Source organism: Micromonospora krabiensis (assembly GCF_900091425.1).
Lineage (GTDB): Bacteria > Actinomycetota > Actinomycetes > Mycobacteriales > Micromonosporaceae > Micromonospora > Micromonospora krabiensis.
Genome location: NZ_LT598496.1, coordinates 1,060,518 through 1,080,948 on the forward strand (window position 1 = coordinate 1,060,518; position 20,431 = coordinate 1,080,948).

16 protein-coding genes and 1 riboswitch are annotated in these 20,431 nt (G+C 73.0%); of the genes, 9 read left to right on the forward strand and 7 right to left on the reverse strand.

Going from position 1 to position 20,431, the window contains the following annotated elements:
• Positions 1-56: 56 nt before the first annotated feature.
• Genes GA0070620_RS04555 through GA0070620_RS04565 form a run of 3 tightly spaced genes read right to left on the reverse strand, consistent with a single transcriptional unit; the run spans position 57 to position 2,490 of the window.
• Positions 57-800, reverse strand: coding sequence for an amino acid ABC transporter ATP-binding protein (locus tag GA0070620_RS04555; protein WP_091588696.1), 744 nt, complete (start codon positions 798-800; stop codon positions 57-59).
• A complete protein-coding gene (locus GA0070620_RS04560; RefSeq protein WP_091588697.1) occupies positions 797-1,576 on the reverse strand; it encodes an amino acid ABC transporter permease in 780 nt (259 codons plus the stop codon). The genes GA0070620_RS04555 and GA0070620_RS04560 overlap by 4 nt, the downstream gene beginning before the upstream one ends.
• A 44-nt stretch (positions 1,577-1,620) precedes the next feature.
• On the reverse strand, positions 1,621-2,490 hold the full coding sequence (locus tag GA0070620_RS04565) for an ABC transporter substrate-binding protein (protein ID WP_091588698.1): 870 nt from the start codon (positions 2,488-2,490) through the stop codon (positions 1,621-1,623).
• A 259-nt stretch (positions 2,491-2,749) separates the two neighbouring features.
• Positions 2,750-2,862, reverse strand: a riboswitch (SAM riboswitch).
• Between the two features lie 225 nt (positions 2,863-3,087).
• Between GA0070620_RS04565 and GA0070620_RS04570 the strand changes: the two genes are divergently transcribed.
• Positions 3,088-3,504 (forward strand): nuclear transport factor 2 family protein, encoded by a 417-nt coding sequence (locus GA0070620_RS04570; protein WP_091588699.1) that lies wholly within the window; start codon positions 3,088-3,090, stop codon positions 3,502-3,504.
• A gap of 9 nt (positions 3,505-3,513) precedes the next feature.
• On the opposite strand, the gene GA0070620_RS04575 is transcribed toward GA0070620_RS04570, so the two are convergent.
• Positions 3,514-5,667: an amylo-alpha-1,6-glucosidase gene (locus GA0070620_RS04575; protein ID WP_269456558.1), complete on the reverse strand. Its 2,154-nt coding sequence runs from the start codon at positions 5,665-5,667 to the stop codon at positions 3,514-3,516.
• A gap of 279 nt (positions 5,668-5,946) precedes the next feature.
• On the opposite strand from GA0070620_RS04575, the gene GA0070620_RS04580 reads away from it, so the two are divergent.
• A complete protein-coding gene (locus GA0070620_RS04580) occupies positions 5,947-7,542 on the forward strand; it encodes a Na+/H+ antiporter (protein WP_231922233.1) in 1,596 nt (531 codons plus the stop codon).
• Between the two features lie 98 nt (positions 7,543-7,640).
• Here GA0070620_RS04580 and GA0070620_RS04585 read toward each other — a convergent pair whose 3' ends face one another.
• Together GA0070620_RS04585 and GA0070620_RS04590 are read right to left on the reverse strand one after the other, a co-directional pair.
• A complete protein-coding gene (locus GA0070620_RS04585; RefSeq protein ID WP_091588701.1) occupies positions 7,641-9,689 on the reverse strand; it encodes a glycosyl hydrolase family 28-related protein in 2,049 nt (682 codons plus the stop codon).
• 67 nt (positions 9,690-9,756) lie between these two features.
• On the reverse strand, positions 9,757-12,135 hold the full coding sequence (locus tag GA0070620_RS04590; RefSeq protein WP_091588702.1) for a galactose-binding domain-containing protein: 2,379 nt from the start codon (positions 12,133-12,135) through the stop codon (positions 9,757-9,759).
• A gap of 191 nt (positions 12,136-12,326) precedes the next feature.
• Between GA0070620_RS04590 and GA0070620_RS04595 the strand changes: the two genes are divergently transcribed.
• On the forward strand, positions 12,327-13,520 hold the full coding sequence (locus tag GA0070620_RS04595) for a low temperature requirement protein A (protein ID WP_157741534.1): 1,194 nt from the start codon (positions 12,327-12,329) through the stop codon (positions 13,518-13,520).
• 31 nt (positions 13,521-13,551) lie between these two features.
• Here GA0070620_RS04595 and GA0070620_RS04600 read toward each other — a convergent pair whose 3' ends face one another.
• On the reverse strand, positions 13,552-14,733 hold the full coding sequence (locus tag GA0070620_RS04600) for a low temperature requirement protein A (RefSeq protein ID WP_157741535.1): 1,182 nt from the start codon (positions 14,731-14,733) through the stop codon (positions 13,552-13,554).
• A 224-nt stretch (positions 14,734-14,957) separates the two neighbouring features.
• On the opposite strand from GA0070620_RS04600, the gene GA0070620_RS04605 reads away from it, so the two are divergent.
• The 6 genes from GA0070620_RS04605 to GA0070620_RS04630 all read left to right on the forward strand — a co-directional run bounded on the left by GA0070620_RS04605 (position 14,958) and on the right by GA0070620_RS04630 (position 20,374).
• Positions 14,958-15,641: a YqjF family protein gene (locus GA0070620_RS04605; RefSeq protein WP_091598035.1), complete on the forward strand. Its 684-nt coding sequence runs from the start codon at positions 14,958-14,960 to the stop codon at positions 15,639-15,641.
• 172 nt (positions 15,642-15,813) lie between these two features.
• Positions 15,814-16,653, forward strand: coding sequence for an alpha/beta hydrolase family protein (locus GA0070620_RS04610; RefSeq protein ID WP_091588705.1), 840 nt, complete (start codon positions 15,814-15,816; stop codon positions 16,651-16,653).
• A gap of 137 nt (positions 16,654-16,790) precedes the next feature.
• Positions 16,791-17,576, forward strand: coding sequence for an ABC transporter ATP-binding protein (locus tag GA0070620_RS04615; protein ID WP_091588706.1), 786 nt, complete (start codon positions 16,791-16,793; stop codon positions 17,574-17,576).
• A gap of 76 nt (positions 17,577-17,652) precedes the next feature.
• On the forward strand, positions 17,653-18,369 hold the full coding sequence (locus tag GA0070620_RS04620; protein ID WP_091588707.1) for an ABC transporter ATP-binding protein: 717 nt from the start codon (positions 17,653-17,655) through the stop codon (positions 18,367-18,369).
• A gap of 20 nt (positions 18,370-18,389) precedes the next feature.
• A complete protein-coding gene (locus GA0070620_RS04625; protein ID WP_091588708.1) occupies positions 18,390-19,268 on the forward strand; it encodes a branched-chain amino acid ABC transporter permease in 879 nt (292 codons plus the stop codon).
• A complete protein-coding gene (locus GA0070620_RS04630) occupies positions 19,265-20,374 on the forward strand; it encodes a branched-chain amino acid ABC transporter permease (protein ID WP_091588709.1) in 1,110 nt (369 codons plus the stop codon). Before GA0070620_RS04625 ends, GA0070620_RS04630 begins: the two co-directional genes overlap by 4 nt.
• Positions 20,375-20,431 lie beyond the last annotated feature (57 nt).

Genomic DNA, 20,431 nt, shown 5'->3' on the forward strand with positions numbered 1-20,431 from the left:
GCCGCAGCCGGACCCACGATCGGCCCGGCCCGGCGGCTGCGCGACCCGGGCCGGGCTCAGAGCACCTGGGAGAGGAACCGACGCAGTCGGGGATGCCCGGCCGCCTCGAAGATCGCCGCCGGCTCGCCGGTCTCCAGCACCACGCCGCGGTCCATGAAGGCGACCGTGTCGGCGACCTCCCGGGCGAAGCCCATCTCGTGGGTCACCACCACCATGGTCATGCCGGCGGACGCGAGGTCGGCCATCACGCCCAGCACCCCCTTGACGAGCTCGGGGTCCAGTGCGCTGGTCGCCTCGTCGAAGAGCATCACCTCGGGTTGCAGGGCCAGGGCGCGGGCGATCGCGACCCGCTGCTGCTGCCCGCCGGACAGGTGCGCCGGCCGGGCGTCGGCCTTGGCGGCCAGCCCGACGAGGTCCAGTTGCGCCCGGGCGACGGCGACCGCCTCCTCCTCGGGCAGCCGCCTGATGCGGCGCAGCGCGAGCGTGACGTTGCGCAGCACCGTCATGTGCGGGAAGAGGTTGAACTGCTGGAACACCATTCCTACACGCTGCCGCAGGGCGTCCGGGTCGTCGGCCAGCACACTTCGCCCGTCGAGCAGCACGTCGCCACGGTCCGGTTCGATGAGCCGGTTGATGGTCCGCAGCAGCGTGGACTTGCCGGAGCCGGACGGCCCGATGACGCAGGCCGTTTCGCCGCGCGCCACGTCCAGGTCCACCCCGCGCAGCACCCGGTGGGGGCCGAAGGCGAGGTGGACGTCGCGGACACCCAGGCTGACCGAGGTGGTGGTGTCGGTGCTCATCGCTGGCTCCCTCCGGCCGCTCCGGGCAGCGCCAGGTCGGCGTCGTCGATGTCGTCGGCCGGGGCCCCGGCCGGGCGACCGTGCCGCAGCCGCCGGTCGATCGCGTTCACCGCGTGCGTCAGCGGCACGGTGAGCGCCAGGTAGAAGAGCCCGGCCAGCAGGAGCGCGGACTCGTTGCCGGTGGTCGCCGCGTAGTCCTGTCCGATCCGGAACAGCTCCCGCTCGCTGGCCACCAGTCCCAGGAAGTAGACCAGGCTGGAATCCTTGATCAGCGCGATGAGCTGGTTGACCCAGGCGGGCAGGACCCGGCGTACGCCCTGCGGGATGATCACCACCCGCATCGCCTCACCCCAGGAGAAGCCGAGCGCGCGGGCGCCCTCCAACTGGGCCGCCTCCACCGACTGGATCCCGGAGCGGAAGATCTCTCCGATGTAGGCGGCCGCGATCAGCGACAGCGCCAGGATGCCCAGCGGGTACGGGTCGGGACCCCACACCTGCATCCCGAGTGGGGCCAGCCCGACGCCGATCAGCAGGATCGTCGCGGCCGCCGGCAGGCCCCGGAACACGTCGGTGTAGACCCGGGCCGGCCAGCGCAGCCAGCGGGTGCGGGCGATGCCGGCGACCGCCAGCAGCAGGCCCAGCACCGAGCCGAGCAGGGCGGCGGAGACCGCCAGGATCAGCGTGTTGGGCAACCCGACGGTCAGCATCTCGGGTAGCGCCTCGCGCATCGACTCCCAGTCGAAGAACGTCTCCCACAGGGTGCGCAACGGATCCATCAGGTTCCTCTCCTACCGCCCCGCTCGCTCGTACTCGTCCGCCGTCAGGACGCGGCCGAGGCCGACGCCGTGGCGGCCGGGGCCGCCACCGTTCCGCTGCCGGGCTTGAAGTCCGCCGGAACGGGCCGGCCCGGGTAGTACTCGGCCTGCAGCCTGCTCCACGTGCCGTCCGCGATCACCTCGTCCAGGCCCTTGTTGAGCGCCTCGCGCAGCTTGTCGTTGCCCTTCGCCACCGCGTACGCCGTGGGCGCCGGGCTGAGCTCCTTCGCCGCGACGGTGATCTTGCCGCCGCTGTCCGCCGCGGACTTCTCGCCGATCTCGGCCGGGGCGATCCAGGCGTCGGCGGTGCCGGCCTTGAGCTGGTTGATCGCGCCGTTGTAGTCCGGCACCCGCACCGGGTTGAGGCCCTTGCCGGTGGCGTAGTCGTCCTGGACGGTGCCCTGCACGACGACCACCCGCTTGCCGGAGAGCTGGTCGAAGCCGGTGATCGGGGAGCCGGCCGGGACGTCGAGTCCGAAGTAGCCGAAGTCGTAGCCGTTGCCGAAGTCGACGGTCTTCTTGCGCGCCTCGGTGATGGTGATCGACGAGCTGCCGACGTCGAACTTGCGGTTGTTGACCTGGGAGAGCAGCGCGGAGAAGTCGGTGCCGACGAACTCCACCTTCAGACCGATCCGGTCGGCGACCGCGGTGAGCAGGTCGTTGTCGAAGCCGGTGAACTTACCGTCCTTCAGGTACACGTTCGGCGGGGCGTCGGTCAGGGTGCCGGCGCGCAGCACACCGGGCTGGATCAGGCCGTACGGGTTGTCCGCCGCGCTGGACGAGGCGTCGTCGCCGCAGGCGGTGAGGGCGGTGGCGCCGAGGACGGCGGCCACGCCGAGGGCGGCCACCCGGGTCAGGGCAGGAAGGAATCGCACAGGTGTCTCCGGAAGGGCTCGGTGGCGGGCACGGACGTGCGCCGCCGACGGTGCGCCCGGAGGGCGTACCGCGGGGTCGATCAGGAAAGAGGGGGGTGTGGCGCGTCAGCGCGGAGCGCCGGGGCGACACGCGGCGCTGCAGACCCACATCATGTCGACGTGCCGACGCCGGGTCAGTGCCGGCGGCGCGGCGAAGCCGAACGGTGGGACGCTGGTGCGGGACATGGGGCTCTCCTGGGTCGTTGTTGACCTGGGAACCAGGCCACGCTTGCACCGGAGGTCGCTCCGGTGCCCGGTCCTCACCCGGGGCACCCCACCGCGGAGGAGGGTTGCCGGCCAGCAAGCCGGGGCTACGCGCTGGCACTCATGACCTGCGGCGAGGTTAGCAGCCCGTGACGGGCTGCCGTCCAGCCGTTATGACCACCCTCACGCCGGCCCGCCCCCGCCGCCCGGCCGTTCCGGTCCCGACGGGTGTCGGCGACCGGCCTCGACGGCCCCGCGACCTCGTTAGAGTGGCGGTGGAGACCGGCGGACACGGGGTCGCGCCGCGCGACCGATCCCCACCTGCCGCACGCCCCGCAGAGAGGTGGTCGTGTCATGACGGCTAACCGGGACCTCGTCGCCCGCGCCTTCGCGGACTGGTCGGCCGGCACCGCGCCGGTCAGCGACCTCTTCGCCCCCGACATGCGGTGGGAGGTCGTCGGCCACTCGGTCGTGGCCGGGACGTACCAGGGCGCCGAGGACTTCCTCACCCGCGCGATGGGGCCGTTCAACGCCCGGTTCGGCGAGGACAGCCCGTACCGCCCGGTGAACCTGCGGGCGATCTACGAGGACGCCGACGCCAACACCGTCATCACTGTCTTCGACGGCGCCGGGGTGACCGTGGACGGCTCCACCTACGAGAACACGTACGCGTGGTTCCTGACCTTCCGCGACGGCAAGGTGGTCGACGGCGTCGCCTTCTTCGACAGCCTGGCCTTCAACGAACTCTGGCGGCTCCCGCCGCGCGACTGACAGCGCGGATCAGTCCACGGCCTGGATCTCGTGCCGGGTGCCCTCGGCGTGCACGTTCCAGCGACGGCCGAACGCGGGCAGCCCGTCGAGCCGGATCCAGCCGAGCGGCTCCGGAATGTGCGGGTCGACGACCAGTCGGCCGTCGACCGCGTCGAGGCCGAGCAGCGTACGCAGGAACAGCAGCGGAGCCCCGCTGGCCCACGCCTGCGGATTGCACGCCGTCGGGTAGGGGACCGGCCGCAGGCCGAACGCGCGGTCGTAGCCCGAGAACGCCTCGGGCAGGCGGTGCGCGGAGAACGCCGCCGCCTCCAACATCGCGGTGATGATCCGGTGCGCCTCCTCGTGGTGGCCGTAGCGCGCGAGACCGGCGGCGATGAGCGCGTTGTCGTGCGGCCAGACCGTGCCCAGGTGGTACCCGATGGGGTTGTAGCCCCGGTCGGCGGTGGAGAGCGTACGCACACCCCAACCGGAGAACATCTCCTCCGACATCAGCTGGTACGCGACCGCGCGGGCCCGCTCCGGCGGCACGATGCCGCTCCACAGCAGGTGCCCCATGTTCGAGGTCATCGAGTCGATCGGCTGCCCGTCCCCGTCCAGGCCGATGGCGTAGTAGCCGCCCCGCCCGGGGATCCAGAAATCGCGGTCGAACCGGTCGCGCAGGGCCGCCGCCTCGGTCCGTAGCCGCGCGGCCAGCGCCGGGTCCTGCCACGGCCCGGCGGCGAGCTCGGCCGTCCGCAGCTTCGCGTCGTACGTGTAGCCCTGCGTCTCGCAGGTCGCGATGGGCAGCGTCGGGATGGTCCCGTCGGCGAACTGGACGCCGTCGTGGGAGTCCCGCCAGCACTGGTTGCCCAGGCCCTGCGTCGACCGGGTCGCGTAGCCCACGTAGCCGCGCCCGTGCAGGTCGCCGCACTCGTCGATCCAGCGCAGCGCGGCCTCGGCGTTCGGCCGCAGCTCGCGGACCAGCGCGTCGTCGCCGGTCCAACGCCAATACTCGGACAGCAGCACCAGCCACAGCGGGGTGGTGTCGGCGCCGCCGTAGTAGGGCTGGTACGGCTTGATGCCGAGCTGCGTCAGCTCCCCGGTCCGGTACTCGTGGAAGATCTTCCCCGGCTCGCGGTCGGTGAAGTCGTCGTACTCGCGGGCCTGGTGCGCGGCCAGGACCAGCAGGGCACCCCGCGCCAGATGCGGACCGAACGCCACGGTCTGGTACGAGGTGATCAGCGTGTCCCGGCCGAAGACCGTCATGAACCAGGGCAGCCCGGCCGCGAGCAGGACGACCGGCTCGTCCCGGATGCGCTTCTCGATCCGCATCGACACCAGGTCGGCGCCGGACTTCCGGAATATCGTCACCAGCCGGTCGGATCGGCTGCTGAGGGTCGGCGCGGTCGCCAGCCACCGGGTGGACGGGTCCTCGGCGTCCCGTTCGAAGGCGTCGCCGAAGCCACGCGCCACCGGCTCCAGGTCCAGCCCGCCACAGTGCAGCGGCACCCGCAGCTCGCACTCCCACGCCTGCCCCCGGTCCAGTCGTAGGCGCCAGACCAGCGAGTCACCGTCGACCCGGTCCGCGGCCGGGTTGACGGCCACCCGCACGGAGGTGGCGTAGCCGCCGTTGCGGTAGGTGAACCGCAGCGCCGACCCGTCCGGCTCGTGCCGTCGGACGATCCCGGCGGACCGGTCGCGTACCGACTCCTTGATCTCGAAGAGGTCGGCGAAGTCGGTGCCGACGGCGAGGCGCAGCTGGAACTCGATCGGCTCGGGGCCGAAGTAGCGCAGCTCGATCCGCTCGTAGAGGCCGTCGCCGACGAAGCGTTGCCGCCGCACCCCGACCCGGTTCGGGGGCAGTCCGGGCAGGGCGGCGTTGGCGAGGAAGAACGCGGCGGAGAACGGGTCGACGGTGCCGGACGCGAGCACCAGCAGTGGCTCGTCGTCGATGCTGAGTTCCCACCGGTCGAGGAAGCGGGTGTCGTCGTGCACCAGCCCGCCGATGGACCCCTTCGGCACGTCGCCGCGGGCGTCGGAGAACATGAAGGTGCGACCCTCGAGCACGCTGACGGCGTCCGGACCCAGCTCGGGCGGCAGATCGCGGCACGCTCCGCTGTGGCTTGTCTGACCGTCGTCCGGCCACGGCTGGGCCGGGGTGCGTCGCCTCTCCGCCGCCGTCACGTCAACCCCCAGCCGGGCCCCGGACCTGCCGTCACCGCCGCCCAGCCTAGGCGCCGGTCGGGCACCGGGGTCGCGGCATTGGACAAGGTTCACCCGGTGCCGACCGACACGGTGAGCCGGAACACCGTGCGGGCGGCCGCTCCCGCGGAGGGTGCCCTCCCGGCCCGGCGCCTCGGGTTCCGCACGAACCGGCCCGGCTGACCGTGTTCCGCCTGCACGGCCCGCCCTCAGCGGCGACAGTGGGAGGCGGAGGCCGGCGGGCGACGCGGGGGGTGCGGCGTGGCAGGGGACGTGGAGGCGCTCGTCCTGCTCGTGGTGCTGGGCGCCACCGTGCTGGTCGGCACCACGATCGGGGGCCGCTACCGGGTCGCCCCGCCCGTCCTGCTCATCGGCATGGGGGCGCTGCTGGCGCTCATCCCGCCGCTGTCACACGTCGTCCTCGCCCCCGAGGTCGTGCTGGTGCTCTTCCTGCCCGCGATCATCTACCGGGAGGCGCTGGTCACGAGCCTGCGGGAGGTGCGCAACAACCTCGTGGTCATCGCCCTGCTCTCCGTGGTGCTGGTGGGGTTGACGACGTTCACCGTGGCGGTGACCGCGCAGGCGCTGGGCGTGGACCCGACGGCGGCCTGGGTGCTCGGCGCCGTCCTGGCCCCGACCGACGCCGCGGCCGTCTCCGGTCTCGCGAAGCGGATGCCCCGCCGGCTGCTCACCACCCTGCACGCCGAGAGCATCATCAACGACGGCACCGCGCTGGTGCTCTTCGCGGTCACGGTCGGCGTGCTCGTCGGCGACTCCGTGCCGAGCCCGCTCGACCTCCTCGGGGAGATCAGCCTCTCCTTCGTCGGCGGCATCGTCGCCGGGCTGGTGGTCGGCCTGATCGTGGTGCAGCTCCGCCGGCACGTCGACGACCCCCTGCGTGAGGGCGCGCTGAGCGTCCTCACGCCCTTCGGCGCGTTCCTGCTCGCCGAGGTCTTCCACGCCAGCGGCGTGCTCGGCACGGTGGTGGCCGGCCTGGTCCTCGCGTACGCCGGGCCGCGGGTGATCCGCGCCCGCTCCCGGGTGCTGGCCTACGACTTCTGGGACCTCTCCACGTTCCTGATCAACGGTGGCCTGTTCGTGCTGCTCGGCATGCAGATCCCCCGCGCGGTGCGCAGCGTCACCAGCGTCTCCACCCCACGGGCGCTGGTCATCGCGCTGGTGGTCACCCTCGTGGTCGTGGGGACGCGGATGGCGTGGGTGCTGTTCACCCCGTACGTGTTCCGGCTCGTCTACCGAGGTAAGGCGGCGCGGCCCGAGAACCGGGTGCCGTGGCGGATCCGCGTCGTGGCCGGGTGGTCGGGGTTCCGCGGCGCGGTCTCCCTGGCCGCGGCGCTGGCGGTGCCGCTGGCCATGACGAACGGGCAGCCCGTGGGGGAGCGGGACCTCATCATCTTCGCCACGGCGTTGGCCATTCTGTCGATCATGCTCGTGCAGGGGACCACCCTGCCGCTGGTGGTGCGCTGGGCCGGCCTCAGCGGCGACCCGCAGCGGGTCGGCGAGGTACGACAGGCCCGCATCCGGGCCGGGGAGGCCGGTCTCGCGGCCCTTCCCGAGGTGGCCGCCGACGTCGGCGCCGACGAGGACGTGGTCGCCCGGGTCCGGACGGACTACCAGGCGCTGCTCGACGACGTCCGGGCCGCCGACGACGAGGAGTGCGGCACGCCGCAGGCCCGGGAACTCGAACGGCAACTGCGGCTCGGCGTGCTGGAACGCAAACGGCGGGAACTCACCCGGATGCGGGACGCCAACGAGATCGACGACGTCGTCCTGCGGGAACTCCAGGCCGTCCTGGACATCGAGGAGATCCGCCTGCTCGGGCCGACCACGCCCGAGTAGGCGGACGCGGCGACCATGCGGTTGTGGTGGGCACGGACGGTGTGCACCGCCGCGTACCAGGCACCACAACCGCACGATCGACCGCTGTGGGGCGAGCGCTACCAGCGGGTGGGCGGGGGTGGCGGGACGACCGGCGGGCGGTCGTCGCAGGTGATGGTGTTGGGCAGCTGCCAGGCGGCGAGCCAGCCGCCGTCGTTGCCGCCGAGGTCGGTCAGCCCGAACTCGGAGCCGGCCGGGGTGAAGTGGAACGACCCGCAGTTGTTGACCCCCACGGCGCCCACGTTGCGGGCGTCCACGTTCTGGAAGGTCGCGCCGCCTGCCGTCCGGGCGCTCACCACCGACGTGCCGGTGCCGTCCACCCGGATGTCCCGGAAGTGCACGTTGCCGATCGAGTAGAGGTCCTTCACCGACCACTCGCTGACCAGCATGATCGCGTTGTACGTGCTGTCCAGGTACGCGTCACCGACCACCTCGACGCGGGCGTCGATGCTGCGGTCCAGCGCGTACAGCCAGATCGCGCCGAGGCCGATGTTCCAGTTCAGCTCGTACGTGCCGGCGCGGGCGGTGGTGTTGCCGGTGATCCACAGGTGCCCGGTGAACGGCTCCGCGCCGAAGCGGGACCCGACCTGCAGGGCGCTGCCCTCGCGGACCGGGTCGGCGATCAGGTTGTGCGAGACGGTGTTGTCCGTGCCGCCGTAGATCGCGATGCCGTTGGCCAGCACCGGCGACTGCACGGTGTTGTGGTCGAAGGTGTTGCGCGCGTTCGCCGTCGCCTCCGACCACATCGCCAGGCCGTCGTCGCCCGTGTTGCGCACGAAGTTGTGCGCGACCAGCGAGTCCGTCACGCCGGTGTGGAAGTTGAGCGCGTCCGCGATCTGGTCGACGACGATGGTGTTGGTGACCCGCACGTTGCGCATCGGTCCGTCGAACCACAGGCCCACCTTGGTGTGCCGGATGTGCAGGCCGTCGATCGTGGAGTCGCTCATCGCGCCCCCGATGCCGTTGACCTGGTCGGTGTCGATCCGCTCCCGGACGTCGCCCTCGATCGCGAAGCCGGAGAGGTGCACGTTGCGGCTGCCGCCGTCGGCGGCGTCGCGGCCGTAGAAACCGACCCCGGTGTGCACCGAGCCGTCCGGCGCGGGACGGGGCAGGGTGACCTGGCGGCCCTTGACGATCGTGTGCCAGTTGCCGGCGCCCTCGATCGTCACGTCGTCGACGACGATGTGCCGGTTGACCTGGAACGTGCCGGGTGGCAGGTAGACGTCCAGGCCGGTGCGCTTGGCGAACGCGATGGCCCGTTCGATCGCCGGGGCGGAGTCGCGCCGGCCGGTCGGGTCGGCGCCGAAGGCGAGCACGTTGGCCGCCAGCAGCCGGACCCGGGGCGGGGCGACCAGCTCCGAGTCGAGCAGGTCGATCACCGTCCAGGCCGCGGTGGTGCCGGCCGGGGCGGTGAGCCGGATCCGGTCACCGGCCCGGTAGGTGCGGCCGAGCAGCAGGCGCTGCTCGTCGTAGAAGTGGCTCGGCCGGAACGGCTTCTGGATGGTCGGGAACGGGGTGGTTGCGGCCGGGACGCAGGAGCACTCGGTGATCCACCAGTCCGGGTGCAGCAGGTCCGCGCCGGGGTCGTTGCTGAACGGGTACTGGTTGTAGAGCCAGGCGTACTCCGAGGTCAACGTCATGGTGCGGACCCGCTTGCCGTTGACGGCGACGTCCAGTGGCGCGGTGATCCCGCCGCCGGAGGGCGCGTCCGGGATGCTGTAGCGCACGGTGATCGCGTTGGCGGCCGCCGGCAGGGTGAACTCGACGTGCCGGCCGGGCAGCAGCTTGACCGCCCGTCGGCCGGACGCCTCCGACGGCAACGTGTAGGCCGTCCGGTCCGGCCCGATGACCTCGCCGTCGGTGACGGCGTTCTCCGCCTCCTGCTCCAGGAAACCGACCCGGGCGCCCTTGCCGGCGACCAGTTGCGGGTCGAGGGCGGCCCGGGTGACCACCGGCGCGGCGGGCCGGGGCTTGCCGGCGGCGGTGCCGGCCGGGGCGCCGGCGAGCAGGCCGACCGCGGTGGCCAGGGCGGTCGCGGCGGCGAGCGCCGCGACGGTTCGGCGCCGACGTCGGGTACGCGGCAGCGCCGCGCGGACGTTTCGCTTCATCAAGGACTCATCTCTGTCGGGTGGTGGGTGGTGCGGCGGTGGGCCGGCGTACCCCGACCCGCCGCGGTCAGGCGGCGTGGACCTCGAGCTGGGACAGCTGCCCGGCGGGCCAGCCGGTGTTGCCGGTGAAGCGGATCCGCACGTACCGGCTGGACGCCGCGGTGAAGGTCAGGGTCACCTGGTTGCCGCTCGCCGGGTCGAACACCCGGCCCGCCGCGGCGACCGCCGTGCTCCAGGTGGCGCCGTCGGTGCTGCGCTCGACGGCGAGCGTCTGCGTCCGGGTCTGCCAGGCGGCCGACGGGGGCAGCCGCAGCACGACCCGCCCCACGGTGGTGGCCGTGCCGAGGTCCACCTGCACCCACTGCGGGAAGGCGTTGTTGGCGCTCTCCCAGTAGCTGTCGGGGTTGCCGTCGACGACGTTCCCGCTGCCGTACGACTGGGTGTGGCTGCTCTCCGCGGTCGGCCGGCCCCGGGCCAGGTCGCCCTGCGGGGCCGGGTCGGTGGTCACGGTGACGGCGTTCGACGGCGACGACGCCGCGCCGGTGGTGTCCAGCGCGACCACGGTGAAGGTGTACGCGGTGGCCGGGCTCAAGCCGCCGACGGTGGCCGAGGTGCCGGTGACCGAGGCGACCGTCTGGCCGGCGCGGCGGACCTGGTAGCCGGCGATCCCGTCGGCGTCGGATGAGGCGGTCCAGGCCAGCGAGACGCTGGAGGCGCTCTTCCCGGTGACCGTGAGCGCGCCCGGGGCGGTCGGCGGGGTGGGGGTGCCGGCGGCGGCGTACGCCTCGACCTGGGCGAGCTGGGCGGCGGGCCACGCGGTGTTGCCGCTGACGGTGACGCGGACGTGGCGGACCGTGGTGCCCGGCACGGTGACGGTGGCGGTGTTGCCGGTGGCGGGGTCGAACCGGACACCGGCCGACCCCGCGAGGGTGACGAACGAGCCGCCGTCGGTGCTGCCCTGCACCGACAGCGTCTGGGTCCGCGCCTCCCAGCCGGCGGGCAGGGCGAGGACCAGGCGGGTCACCGGGTGGGCGGCGCCCAGGTCGACCTGCCACCACTGGGGGAAGGCGTTGTTGGCGCCCTCCCAGTAGCTGCCCCGGTCGCCGTCGACGGCGTTGCCCGCGACGAACGGCCCGTTCTGGCTGCTCGCCGTGGTGGGACGGCCGGCGGCCAGGTTGCCGCCCGGCGGCGGGCCGCCGTCGAGCACGGGCGGCGTCGGGCGCACGGCCGTGAGCGGGATCTGGCCCTTGAGCATCCGGCCGCCGTCGGCGGTGATGCGCAGGTAGTAGTCGGCCGAGCAGGCCGTGCCGTCCTCGTCGAGCGCCCGGATGCCGGCGCCGGCCGGGGTGGTGGCCTGCGTCTCGCTGGTCTTGGCGATCTGGTTGCCCTCGTTGTACTCGTCGAACATCGAGACGTAGAGGCCCTGCGAGCCGAGGCGGATCATGTTGTAGAGGTGTCGCCAGTAGAAGTCGCCGTGCCGGCGGTGCCCGGCCGACAGGTCGCCCGGCATGACGCACGGCTGGTAGTCGATGCCGTGTGCGGCGCAGTCGGCCAGGTCGGGGATGTTGACGTTGGTGTAGTAGTCGTCCAGCCCCTGGAGCGTGGTGGCCCGCCAGATCATCCACGGGGAGATCATGTGGAAGGCGTGGTAGACCTCGGAGAAGCCGGGGCGGGAGTCCTCGACGCCCCGCCGCCAGTGCGTCGGCACGCCGCCGATGACGTAGCAGCCCTGGGCCTTGAACCAGTTGACCACGTCGAGGCAGGGCTCCGGGGTGAACGGGCGACTGGGCTCGCTGAACCCGAAGCCCCAGATGCAGACCACCGGCTTGCCGTTCTGCCGGGCGTACGCGGGTGACGCCGTGTACGCCGACATCTTCGTCGTCCAGTCCTGTTTGATCTGGGACTGCATCGCCGTCCAGTCGGTGACGTCGTACATGATGTAGAACTTGCGCCCGAACCGCTCGGCGGCGCTGCGGACCTTCACCGTCATCGCGTCGCGGGTGGGCCCCTCGTCGCCGAACGGGTTGAACCGCTGCAGCGCGGCGGTGTCGCAGCCGTACTCCTGCATCCAGCGGAAGTGCGTGTCGACCGTCTGCTGGTCGTACGACGAGAAGAGCTGGGCGGGCTGGCCGTTGCCGAGGTTGGGGTAGGCGGTGGAGTAGCCGTGCGCGTACTCCCGCATGTCGGGCCAGGAGATGATCGTGGTGTTGGCCGGTGAGGGCGGCTGGAAGCGGTCGCGGCTCCAGTGCCACCAGCCGCCGATCGGTGCGCCGTCGCCCGGGCAGCTGAACCACCCCTGGTAGCCGACGGTGATCTTTCCGACGACGTCGCCGGGCGGGCTGGCCGCCGCGGCGGCGGTGGTGAGGGATGGCACCAGATCGGGGAGGGCGACGGCCGCGGACCCAGCCGCCACGGATCCGATGAGGGTGCGGCGGCTGAGCGCCATGGCGACCGCTCCTTCGGGGGTAGGAGGGAATTGACGGACATCATGCCAGCCGCTGTCACAAGACCGCAATACTCGGACTGCTCCCTGAAAATCCCCGGCCATGTGACTGTAAGAAATGGATGGTAGGCGTCCCGTCGTGCTGCGCACCGTATGGTCGGCGAGGACGGTGGAGCGCGGGCCGGGTGGGCGCGATGGCGATGGCAGCGGGCGGTGACGCCGGGGCGGCGGGGGCCACAGCCGAGTCGCCCGGACGTCCCGCGTTCCTCGAACTCTTCTTCGACCTGGCCTACGTCTTCGCGCTGATCACCCTCGTGGACACGTTCGCCGGGAACCTGACGTGGACCGGTCTGGCCGGAACGCTGCTGCTGCTGTTTCCGTTCAGCCTCGTCTGGGCCATCACGACCTGGGCGGCCGACCTCCTCGGCCTGTCCCGACCGCTGGTCCAGGTGCAGTTCATCGCCGTCGCGGCGGCCAGCCTGCTGCTGGCGGCCGCCGCGCCCGAGGCGTACGGCGAGCGCGCCCTGCTGTTCGCCGTCACGTACCTGGCCATCCACCTGGGCTCTTCCAGCTACTACCTGCTGCTGGACCGGAGCCCCTCCGAGCCTGGGCGCAGTGGGCGCATCCTCTCCTGGTACGCGGTGCTCGCCGGCGGGTGGGTGGCCGGCGCGCTGATCGGCGGCCCCGCCCAGCTCGCCATCTGGGGAACGGCCATCTCCGTCGAGTACGCCGGGGCCTGGCTCGGCTGGCCGACGCCCGGGCTCGGGCGGGCCCATCCACGGCAGTGGCGGCTCGTCGGCGAGCGGGTGGCCGAGCGGTACCGGCAGTTCGTCATCATCGCGCTCGGCGCGGCGATCTTCATCACCGGGACGATGTTCAGCCTCAACGAGCACACGGTGGACCGCGCCGCCGCCCTACTGGTGGTCTTCACGGGCCTGGTGCTCATGTGGCGCGTCTACATCTACCGCGCGGGCGAGCTGCTGACCGAGGCGATCGCCCGGTCGACGCACCCGTCCCGGCTCACCCAGTCCGCCGCGGTCACCCATCTGATCATGGTGGCCGGCATCATCGGCGTGGCGGTCACCGCCCACCTGGTCGTCGTACGTCCGCTCGGGCCGACACCACCGTCCTGGGCCGCGGTCATCCTCGGCGCACCGGCCCTCTTCCTGGTCGGCCGCGGCCTGCTCGACTACACGGTGTTCGCCCGGGTCTCCCGGTCCCGCCTCGTCGGGCTCGCGCTGCTGGCCGCCCTGGCGCCGGTGGCGACCCGGCTGCCGCCGATCGGGGTCACGGCGCTGGCGATGACCGTGCTGCTGCTCATCGCCGGCGCGAACCTGATGAGCACCCGGCATCACGCGCGGGTGCCCACGCCGCCCGAGGCCGACTGAGGCGCCGGGCGGGACGCTCGGCGCCCGGGTCTCAGCGGGCCGGCGCGGCGACCCGGGACGGAAGGAGCCGGGGCGCCCACGCCTCGGTGAGCAGGACCAGCAGGAGGACCAGGTTCGCCAGGGCCTGCGCGGCCAGCGGCGGCAGTACGACCGCCACCGGCGCCAGCGCCGCCAGGAGCACCGCCCCCGCCGCCCGGGACCACAGGAGCCGGCCGGTGATGACGGCGTCGAACATCGTGCTGCCGAGGAGGAACAGCGCCGGTCCGCCGAGGATCAACACCGCCCAGCCGACCGACGGCGGACCCGATGCCCGACCGGTGACCAGCGAGACGCCCGCCGACGTCGCCAGCACCCCGCCGACCATGATCAGATGGGTGTACGAGGTGGAGGTGCCGGGCCGGACCCGCTCGACCACCGTGACGGTCGGCGCGACCAGTCGCCGCACGTGCTGGAAGTAGAGCAGGAACAGCAGGATCGTTCCGACGAACCCGAGAGCGCTCGCCGTCATCCGGCCGGCCTCGAATCCACCGAGGGCGAGCCCTCGACCCGTGGACAGGACCAGCTCGCCCAACGCGATGATGAAGATCGCGCGGTGCCGTTCGAAGAGGTGGGTGCCGGTGAAGATCTGGCTGGCCAGCTCCGTACGACCCAGCCGCGGCGTCGGCCAGCCGAACCGGGCCGAGCCGAGGTCGACGGTGACCGCCAAAGCCCACACCGCCATCCGGGCGTCGCCCTCCAGGAACACCCCGACGATCCACGGGGTGGCGGTCACGCCGAACCAGAAGAACACGCGGATGCTCCGGGCCTGGATCGGCGGGTTCATCCGCGTGCCGGGGATGAGGACGGCGTCGCGCACGAGGTGGATCCCGAAGTACGCCGCGACGAACAACCACCCGTCGTCACCGAAGGCGTGGGGAACCGCGATCGCCAGGAGCAGGGTGCCGAACATGACGGTCAGGACGGTGGCCTGGATGATCGGCAGGCGTGGGTTGAACAGGTCGGTGAGCCACGCGGTCAGCACCCAGACCCACCAGCCGGCGGCCAGGAGCACGGCGGTCTGCGCGGCGTTCCGGACGGTCAGGTCGTTGGCCAGCCCGGCGGAGAGCCGGGCGAGCAGGAAGATGTAGACCAGGTCGAAGAAGAGTTCCAGGAACGTCGGGTACCCGGGCTCGCCGCGCCGACGCAGGATGCGGGGGAGCGGGAGCGACGTCACCGGGGCCTCCTCCTTCGGCCCGGCAGAGCCGCGACCGATCCGGGCCACCCGCCACGCTATCGACCGGCGCGACCGAGCGAGCCCGATCGACCGGCTGGTCCCCCTGGCGTGCCACCCCGCCGTGCGCCCGCCGCCGGTGCCGGGAGTGGGGCGGGGTGCGCGACAATGTCGGCGTGGACGCGGAGGCGGTGACGGTCGAGGCCACCCGACCGCTGCGCCGGCCGATGCTGGTGCAGCGGTGGCAGGACCTCACCTTCCTGCACTGGGCGGTGGACCCGGACGTGGTGGCGCCGCTGCTGCCCCCGGGCACGCGGCCCGACCTTCTCGCCGGACGCACGTACGTGGGGCTGATCGCGTTCCGCATGCGGCGGCTCGGCCCGTTCGCCGGCCCGGGGATGCCCTACCTCGGCACGTTCTGCGAGACCAACGTCCGGGTGTACAGCGTCGACACCGCAGGTCGGCGGGCGGTGGTGTTCCGGTCGCTGGACGCGGCCCGGCTGGTGCCGGTGCTCGTCGCGCGGGCCAGCCTCAGGCTGCCGTACCTGTGGTCGCGGATGCGGCTGCGCCGCGACGGTGACGTGGTGACCTACACGAGCCGCCGGCGCTGGCCGGGGCCGCGCGACGCCACCACCGCGCTGACCGTGCGGGTGGGCGCCCCGGTCGCCGAGCCCACCGAGCTGGAGCACTTCCTGACCGCGCGGTGGGGCCTGCACACCCGCGCGTACGGGCGGACCCTGCACCTGCCCAACGTCCACCCCCGCTGGCCCCTGCACCGGGCGGAGCTGGTGCACCTCGACGACCGTCTGGTCCCTGCGGCCGGGCTTCCCGCCCCGGAGACGGAGCCGGTGAGCGTGCTCTGGTCGCCGGGCGTGCCGGTGCGCTTCGGCGCGCCCACCGTCGTGCGCTGACGCCACGGCGTGTCCCCGACGCGGGGACCGGTGATTTCGCCGATGCGGTAGCCCAGGGGTGCGTCAAAGACTGATCCACGTCGATCTGTCCCGACCCCTAGGGAGTGCCGACGTGTCATCACCCACCACCACCCGCCCCCGTCCGATCGCCGGCCGCGTGGCCCGCCTTGCCATGGCCGCCACCCTGGCCGTGGCCGGCGCGGTCGCCGTGCCGGCCGGCGCCGCGCAGGCCGCCAACCCGTACGAGCGTGGACCGGCCCCCACCGTCGCGCTGCTGGAGGCCTCGCGCGGCCCGTTCGCCACCGCCTCGCAGAGCGTCTCCTCGCTGAGCGTCACCGGCTTCGGCGGCGGCGTCATCTACTACCCGACCGACACCAGCCAGGGCACGTTCGGCGCCATCGCCATCTCGCCCGGCTACACGGCCGCCTGGTCCAGCATCAGCTGGCTGGGCCCCCGGATCGCCTCGCACGGCTTCGTGGTGATCGGTATCGAGACCAACACCCGGCTCGACCAGCCGGACAGTCGGGGCCGGCAACTGCTCGCCGCGCTCGACTACCTCGTGCAGCGCAGCGCGGTGCGTACCCGGATCGACGGCAACCGGCTCGCCGTGGCCGGTCACTCGATGGGCGGCGGCGGCAGCCTGGAGGCGGCGGTCAGCCGGCCCTCGCTGCAGGCCGCCGTGCCGCTCGCGCCGTGGAACCTGGACAAGACCTGGTCCGACGTCGGCGTGCCGACCCTGATCATCGGCGGCGAGTCGGACTCGGTCGCCCCGGTCGCCACGCACTCCGAGTTGTTCTACAGCTCCATCCCGGCGTCGGCGGAGAAGGCGTACCTGGAGCTCAACGGGGCCAGCCACTTCTTCCCGCAGACGGTCAACACGCCGACCGCCCGGCAGATGGTGGCCTGGCTCAAGCGTTTCGTCGACGACGACACGCGCTACGAGCAGTTCCTGTGCCCCGGGCCGAGCGGCCTGGCGATCGAGGAGTATCGCAACACCTGCCCCAGCGCCTGACGGCGACGGCGGGGCGGTCGCCGCGGCGACCGCCCCGCCGTGCCGCGCGTCGCCGGGACATCGAAGGTATTGACGGCCCAACCCATAAATGTACACTGCGAGTGTAAATAACACCCGCCACGACCGAGGGATGGGTGATGGACGACGGGCTCGCTCTGCACCACGTCGGGGTGCGTTTCGGAGGCCTCACCGCCCTCGACGACGTCTCGCTGCGAGTGCCCCCCGGCCGGGTGGTGGGGGTGATCGGCCCCAACGGTGCCGGCAAGACCACGCTGTTCAACGTGGTCTGCGGCTTCCTCCGGCCGGAGTCGGGTGCACTCACTCTGGACGGACGCCCACTGCGCCCCCGGCCGCACCGCCTCACCCGGCTCGGCATCGCCCGCACGCTCCAGGGCACGGGGCTCTTCGCCGGGCTGACCGTCCTGGAGAACGTGATGGCGGGCGCCTCGCACACCGCTCGCGCCGGCTTCCTCCCCGCACTGCTCGGCCTGCCCCGCAGTGACCGCGACGAGGCCCGGCTGCGCGGCCACGCCCTCGACGTCCTCGACGGTCTCGGCATCGCCGAGCACGCCGACGCCGCGCCGGGCACGCTCCCCTTCGCCGTACGTCAGCGGGTGGCCCTGGCCCGCGCGCTGGCCGCCCGACCACGGCTGCTGCTGCTCGACGAGCCGGCCGGCGGGCTGGGCGCCGACGACATCGCCGAGCTGGCGGAGCTGATCCGGGACCTGCCCCGGCGCGACCTCGACCCGTGCGCGGTGCTGCTGGTCGAGCACCACATGGACCTGGTGATGGCGGTGTGCGACGAGCTCGTCGTGCTCGACTTCGGTCGGGTGATCGCCGCGGGCACCCCGGACGAGGTGCGGGACGACCCGGCCGTCACCGAGGCCTACCTCGGCGCCGACGTCGAGGAGCCGGCGACATGAGCGAGCGGAGCGAGCGAATCGTGGGGCTCGGCGCGGTCGTGCCTCATGGCGCCGTCGAGCGGAGCGAGGCGCTGACATGAGCGACCTGTTGGAGGTGCGCGGGCTGGTGGCGGGCTACGGAGCCGCGCCGGTGCTGCACGCCGTCGACCTGTCCGTCCCGTCGGGCACCATCGCCGCCGTCGTCGGGGCCAACGGCGCCGGCAAGACGACCCTGCTGCGTGCGGTCTCCGGCATGCTGCGCCCACTGGCCGGCCAGGTCCTGCTCGCCGGTGAGGACCTGCGCGGCACGCCGGTGGAGCAGCTCGTCCGCCGGGGCATGGCGCACGTGCCGGAGGGACGCGGTGTGATCGGCGAGCTCACCGTGGACGAGAACCTGCGTCTCGGCGGGCTGTGGCGTCGCGACCGGGCCGACGCGGGGCGGGCCCTCGACGAGGTCTACCAGCTGTTCGAGCCGCTGGCGCGACGCCGGCGCCATCTCGGGCACCAGCTCTCCGGCGGCGAGCGGCAGATGCTCGCGCTCGGCCGTGCGCTGGTCGGGCGGCCCCGCCTGCTTCTGCTCGACGAGCCGTCCCTCGGCCTGGCACCCCGGGTGGTCGCGCGGACCATGGCGCTGCTGCGGCAGCTCCGGGACCGCACCGGCCTCACCGTGCTGCTGGTCGAGCAGAACGTCCGCAGCGCGCTCGCCGTTGCCGACCAGGGCGTCGTGATGTCCGTCGGCCGGGTCGTCACCAGCGCCCCGGCCCAGCGGCTGCGCGGCGACGCCGACCTTCGCCACGCCTACCTGGGATTCTGACCCCGCCGGAGGGAGAACCGTTGGACCGCTTCGTCTTCCTCACCCTGGACGGCCTGTCCCGGGGCGCGGTCTACGCCGCGTTCGCGCTGGCCCTGGTGCTCATCTGGCGGGCGGCCCGCGTCGTCAACTTCGCCCAGGGGGCCATGGCCGTCGCCGCCGCCTACGTGGCGTACAGCGTCTCCGCCGCGACCGGCTCCTACTGGCTGGGGTTCCTGGCCGCGCTCGCCGCCGGGCTGCTGCTCGGTGCCGTGGTCGACCGGGTGGTGATGCGGCACGTCGACCACGCGTCGCCGCTCAACCCGGTGATCGTCGCCCTCGGGCTGGTGCTGCTGATCCAGGCGGTGCTCGGGATGGTCTACGGCAGCGAGTTCCGGCCCGCCGGGACGCCGTTCTCCCGTAGCGCGCTGACGGTGGGCGGGTTCGCCCTCGTGTCGCCGTACGACCTGTTCGTCTTCGGCGCGGTCGCGGTCGTGGTCGGCGCGCTCGCCTGGATCTTCGCCCGCACCGCGGTCGGCCTGCGGATGCGGGCCGCGGCGTTCGCCCCCGAGGTCTCCCGCCTGCTCGGGGTCAACGTGGGCGGCATGCTCACCCTCGGCTGGGCGCTCGCCTCCGGCGTCGGCGCCCTGGCCGCGATGCTGGTGATCCCGACCGAGCTGGGGCTGCACCCGCACGCCATGGACCTGGTCTTCGTCTCGGCGTTCACGGCGGCCGTGGTCGGCGGACTGGACAGTCCACCGGGCGCGGTGGTGGGTGGGCTGGTGGTCGGCCTCGTGCTCTCGTACGTCAGCGGCTACGCCGGCAGCGACCTCACCCCGCTCGCGGTGCTGGTCCTGCTGCTGGCGGTGCTGCTGGTCCGTCCCGGTGGGCTGTTCGCCCCGGTCGCGGCGAGGCGGGTGTGAGCGCCACCGGGGCGGCCGCTCCGCCGCGGGACACGACGAACGCGCCGGCGCGCCCGATCGCGCGGCGTCGCGGCGGCACGCTACCGCGGCACCTGGCCGTCGTCACGGTCGTGGCGTTGCTGGTGCTCGGGGTGAGCTACGCCGTCGAGCCGTTCCGCAACTTCCAGCTCGCCACCGTGGCGGCCTACCTCTGCGCCACCGCCGGGCTGACCGTGCTGACCGGCCTCAACGGTCAGCTGTCGCTCGGACACGGCGCCCTGATGGCCACCGGCGCGTACACGGTCGCCCTCTGCCAGGGCGCCTTCTACGACAACGGCCTGGGCGGCGGCTGGTTGCTGGTGATCTCGCTCGGCGTCGCGGTGCTCGCCGCGGTGGCGGTGGGCGCCGTCGTCGGGGTGGCCGCCGCCCGGTTGCGCGGCCCGTACCTGGCCGGGGTGACGCTCGCCGTCGCGGTGGTGGTCCCCGCCCTGACCGTCACCTTCGACGGCGTCTTCAACGGCGAGCAGGGGCTGTCCGTGCCGGTCGAGCCGCCCCCACTCGCGCTCGGTCCCACCTTCCCCTACGAGCGATGGCAGCTCTGGATCGCCGCCGCGGGCGCCCTGCTGGCGCTGCTGCTGCTGGCCAACCTGGTCCGCAGCCGCTACGGCCGGGAGTTCCGGGCGGTCCGCGACGACGAGGTGGCGGCCCGGCTCGCCGGCATCCACGTGGCGCGGACGCAGGTCATCGCGTTCGTGGTGAGCGCCGCCACCGCCGGGCTCGGCGGCGGGCTGCTCGCCGTGCTCGCGCAGAGCGTGTCACCCGGCGCGTTCTCGCTGACCCTCTCGTTGTTCCTGCTCATGGCCGTGGTGATCGGGGGCCTGGGGCGGCTGGCCGGCGCGGTGTGGGGCGCGGTGCTGCTGGTCGCGCTGCCCGACCTGAGCCACGCGGTGACCGAGCAGCTCACTCTCTCGCCCTCGGCAGCGCAGCGGCTGGAGGGGAACCTCCCGCTGGCGATCTTCGGCGTCACCCTGATGGTCGTCATGATCGCGGCGCCCGGCGGCGTGCAGGGGGCACTGAACCGGCTCGGCCGCGCGTTGCTCACCCGCCGACCGCCGCGGCGCCCCTGACGTCCCGGTCCGGCTCCCCGGCCGGGCGTGCCACCCCCACCACCCTCCATCGAGGAA

Coding starts and splice junctions, on each gene's coding strand:
- GA0070620_RS04555 (WP_091588696.1), bottom strand. CDS start 800: ATGAGCACCGACACCACCACCTCGGTCAGCCTGGGTGTCCGCGACGTC.
- GA0070620_RS04560 (WP_091588697.1), bottom strand. CDS start 1,576: ATGGATCCGTTGCGCACCCTGTGGGAGACGTTCTTCGACTGGGAGTCG.
- GA0070620_RS04570 (WP_091588699.1), top strand. CDS start 3,088: ATGACGGCTAACCGGGACCTCGTCGCCCGCGCCTTCGCGGACTGGTCG.
- GA0070620_RS04585 (WP_091588701.1), bottom strand. CDS start 9,689: ATGAAGCGAAACGTCCGCGCGGCGCTGCCGCGTACCCGACGTCGGCGC.
- GA0070620_RS04590 (WP_091588702.1), bottom strand. CDS start 12,135: ATGGCGCTCAGCCGCCGCACCCTCATCGGATCCGTGGCGGCTGGGTCC.
- GA0070620_RS04595 (WP_157741534.1), top strand. CDS start 12,327: ATGGCGATGGCAGCGGGCGGTGACGCCGGGGCGGCGGGGGCCACAGCC.
- GA0070620_RS04605 (WP_091598035.1), top strand. CDS start 14,958: ATGCTGGTGCAGCGGTGGCAGGACCTCACCTTCCTGCACTGGGCGGTG.
- GA0070620_RS04610 (WP_091588705.1), top strand. CDS start 15,814: ATGGCCGCCACCCTGGCCGTGGCCGGCGCGGTCGCCGTGCCGGCCGGC.
- GA0070620_RS04615 (WP_091588706.1), top strand. CDS start 16,791: ATGGACGACGGGCTCGCTCTGCACCACGTCGGGGTGCGTTTCGGAGGC.
- GA0070620_RS04620 (WP_091588707.1), top strand. CDS start 17,653: ATGAGCGACCTGTTGGAGGTGCGCGGGCTGGTGGCGGGCTACGGAGCC.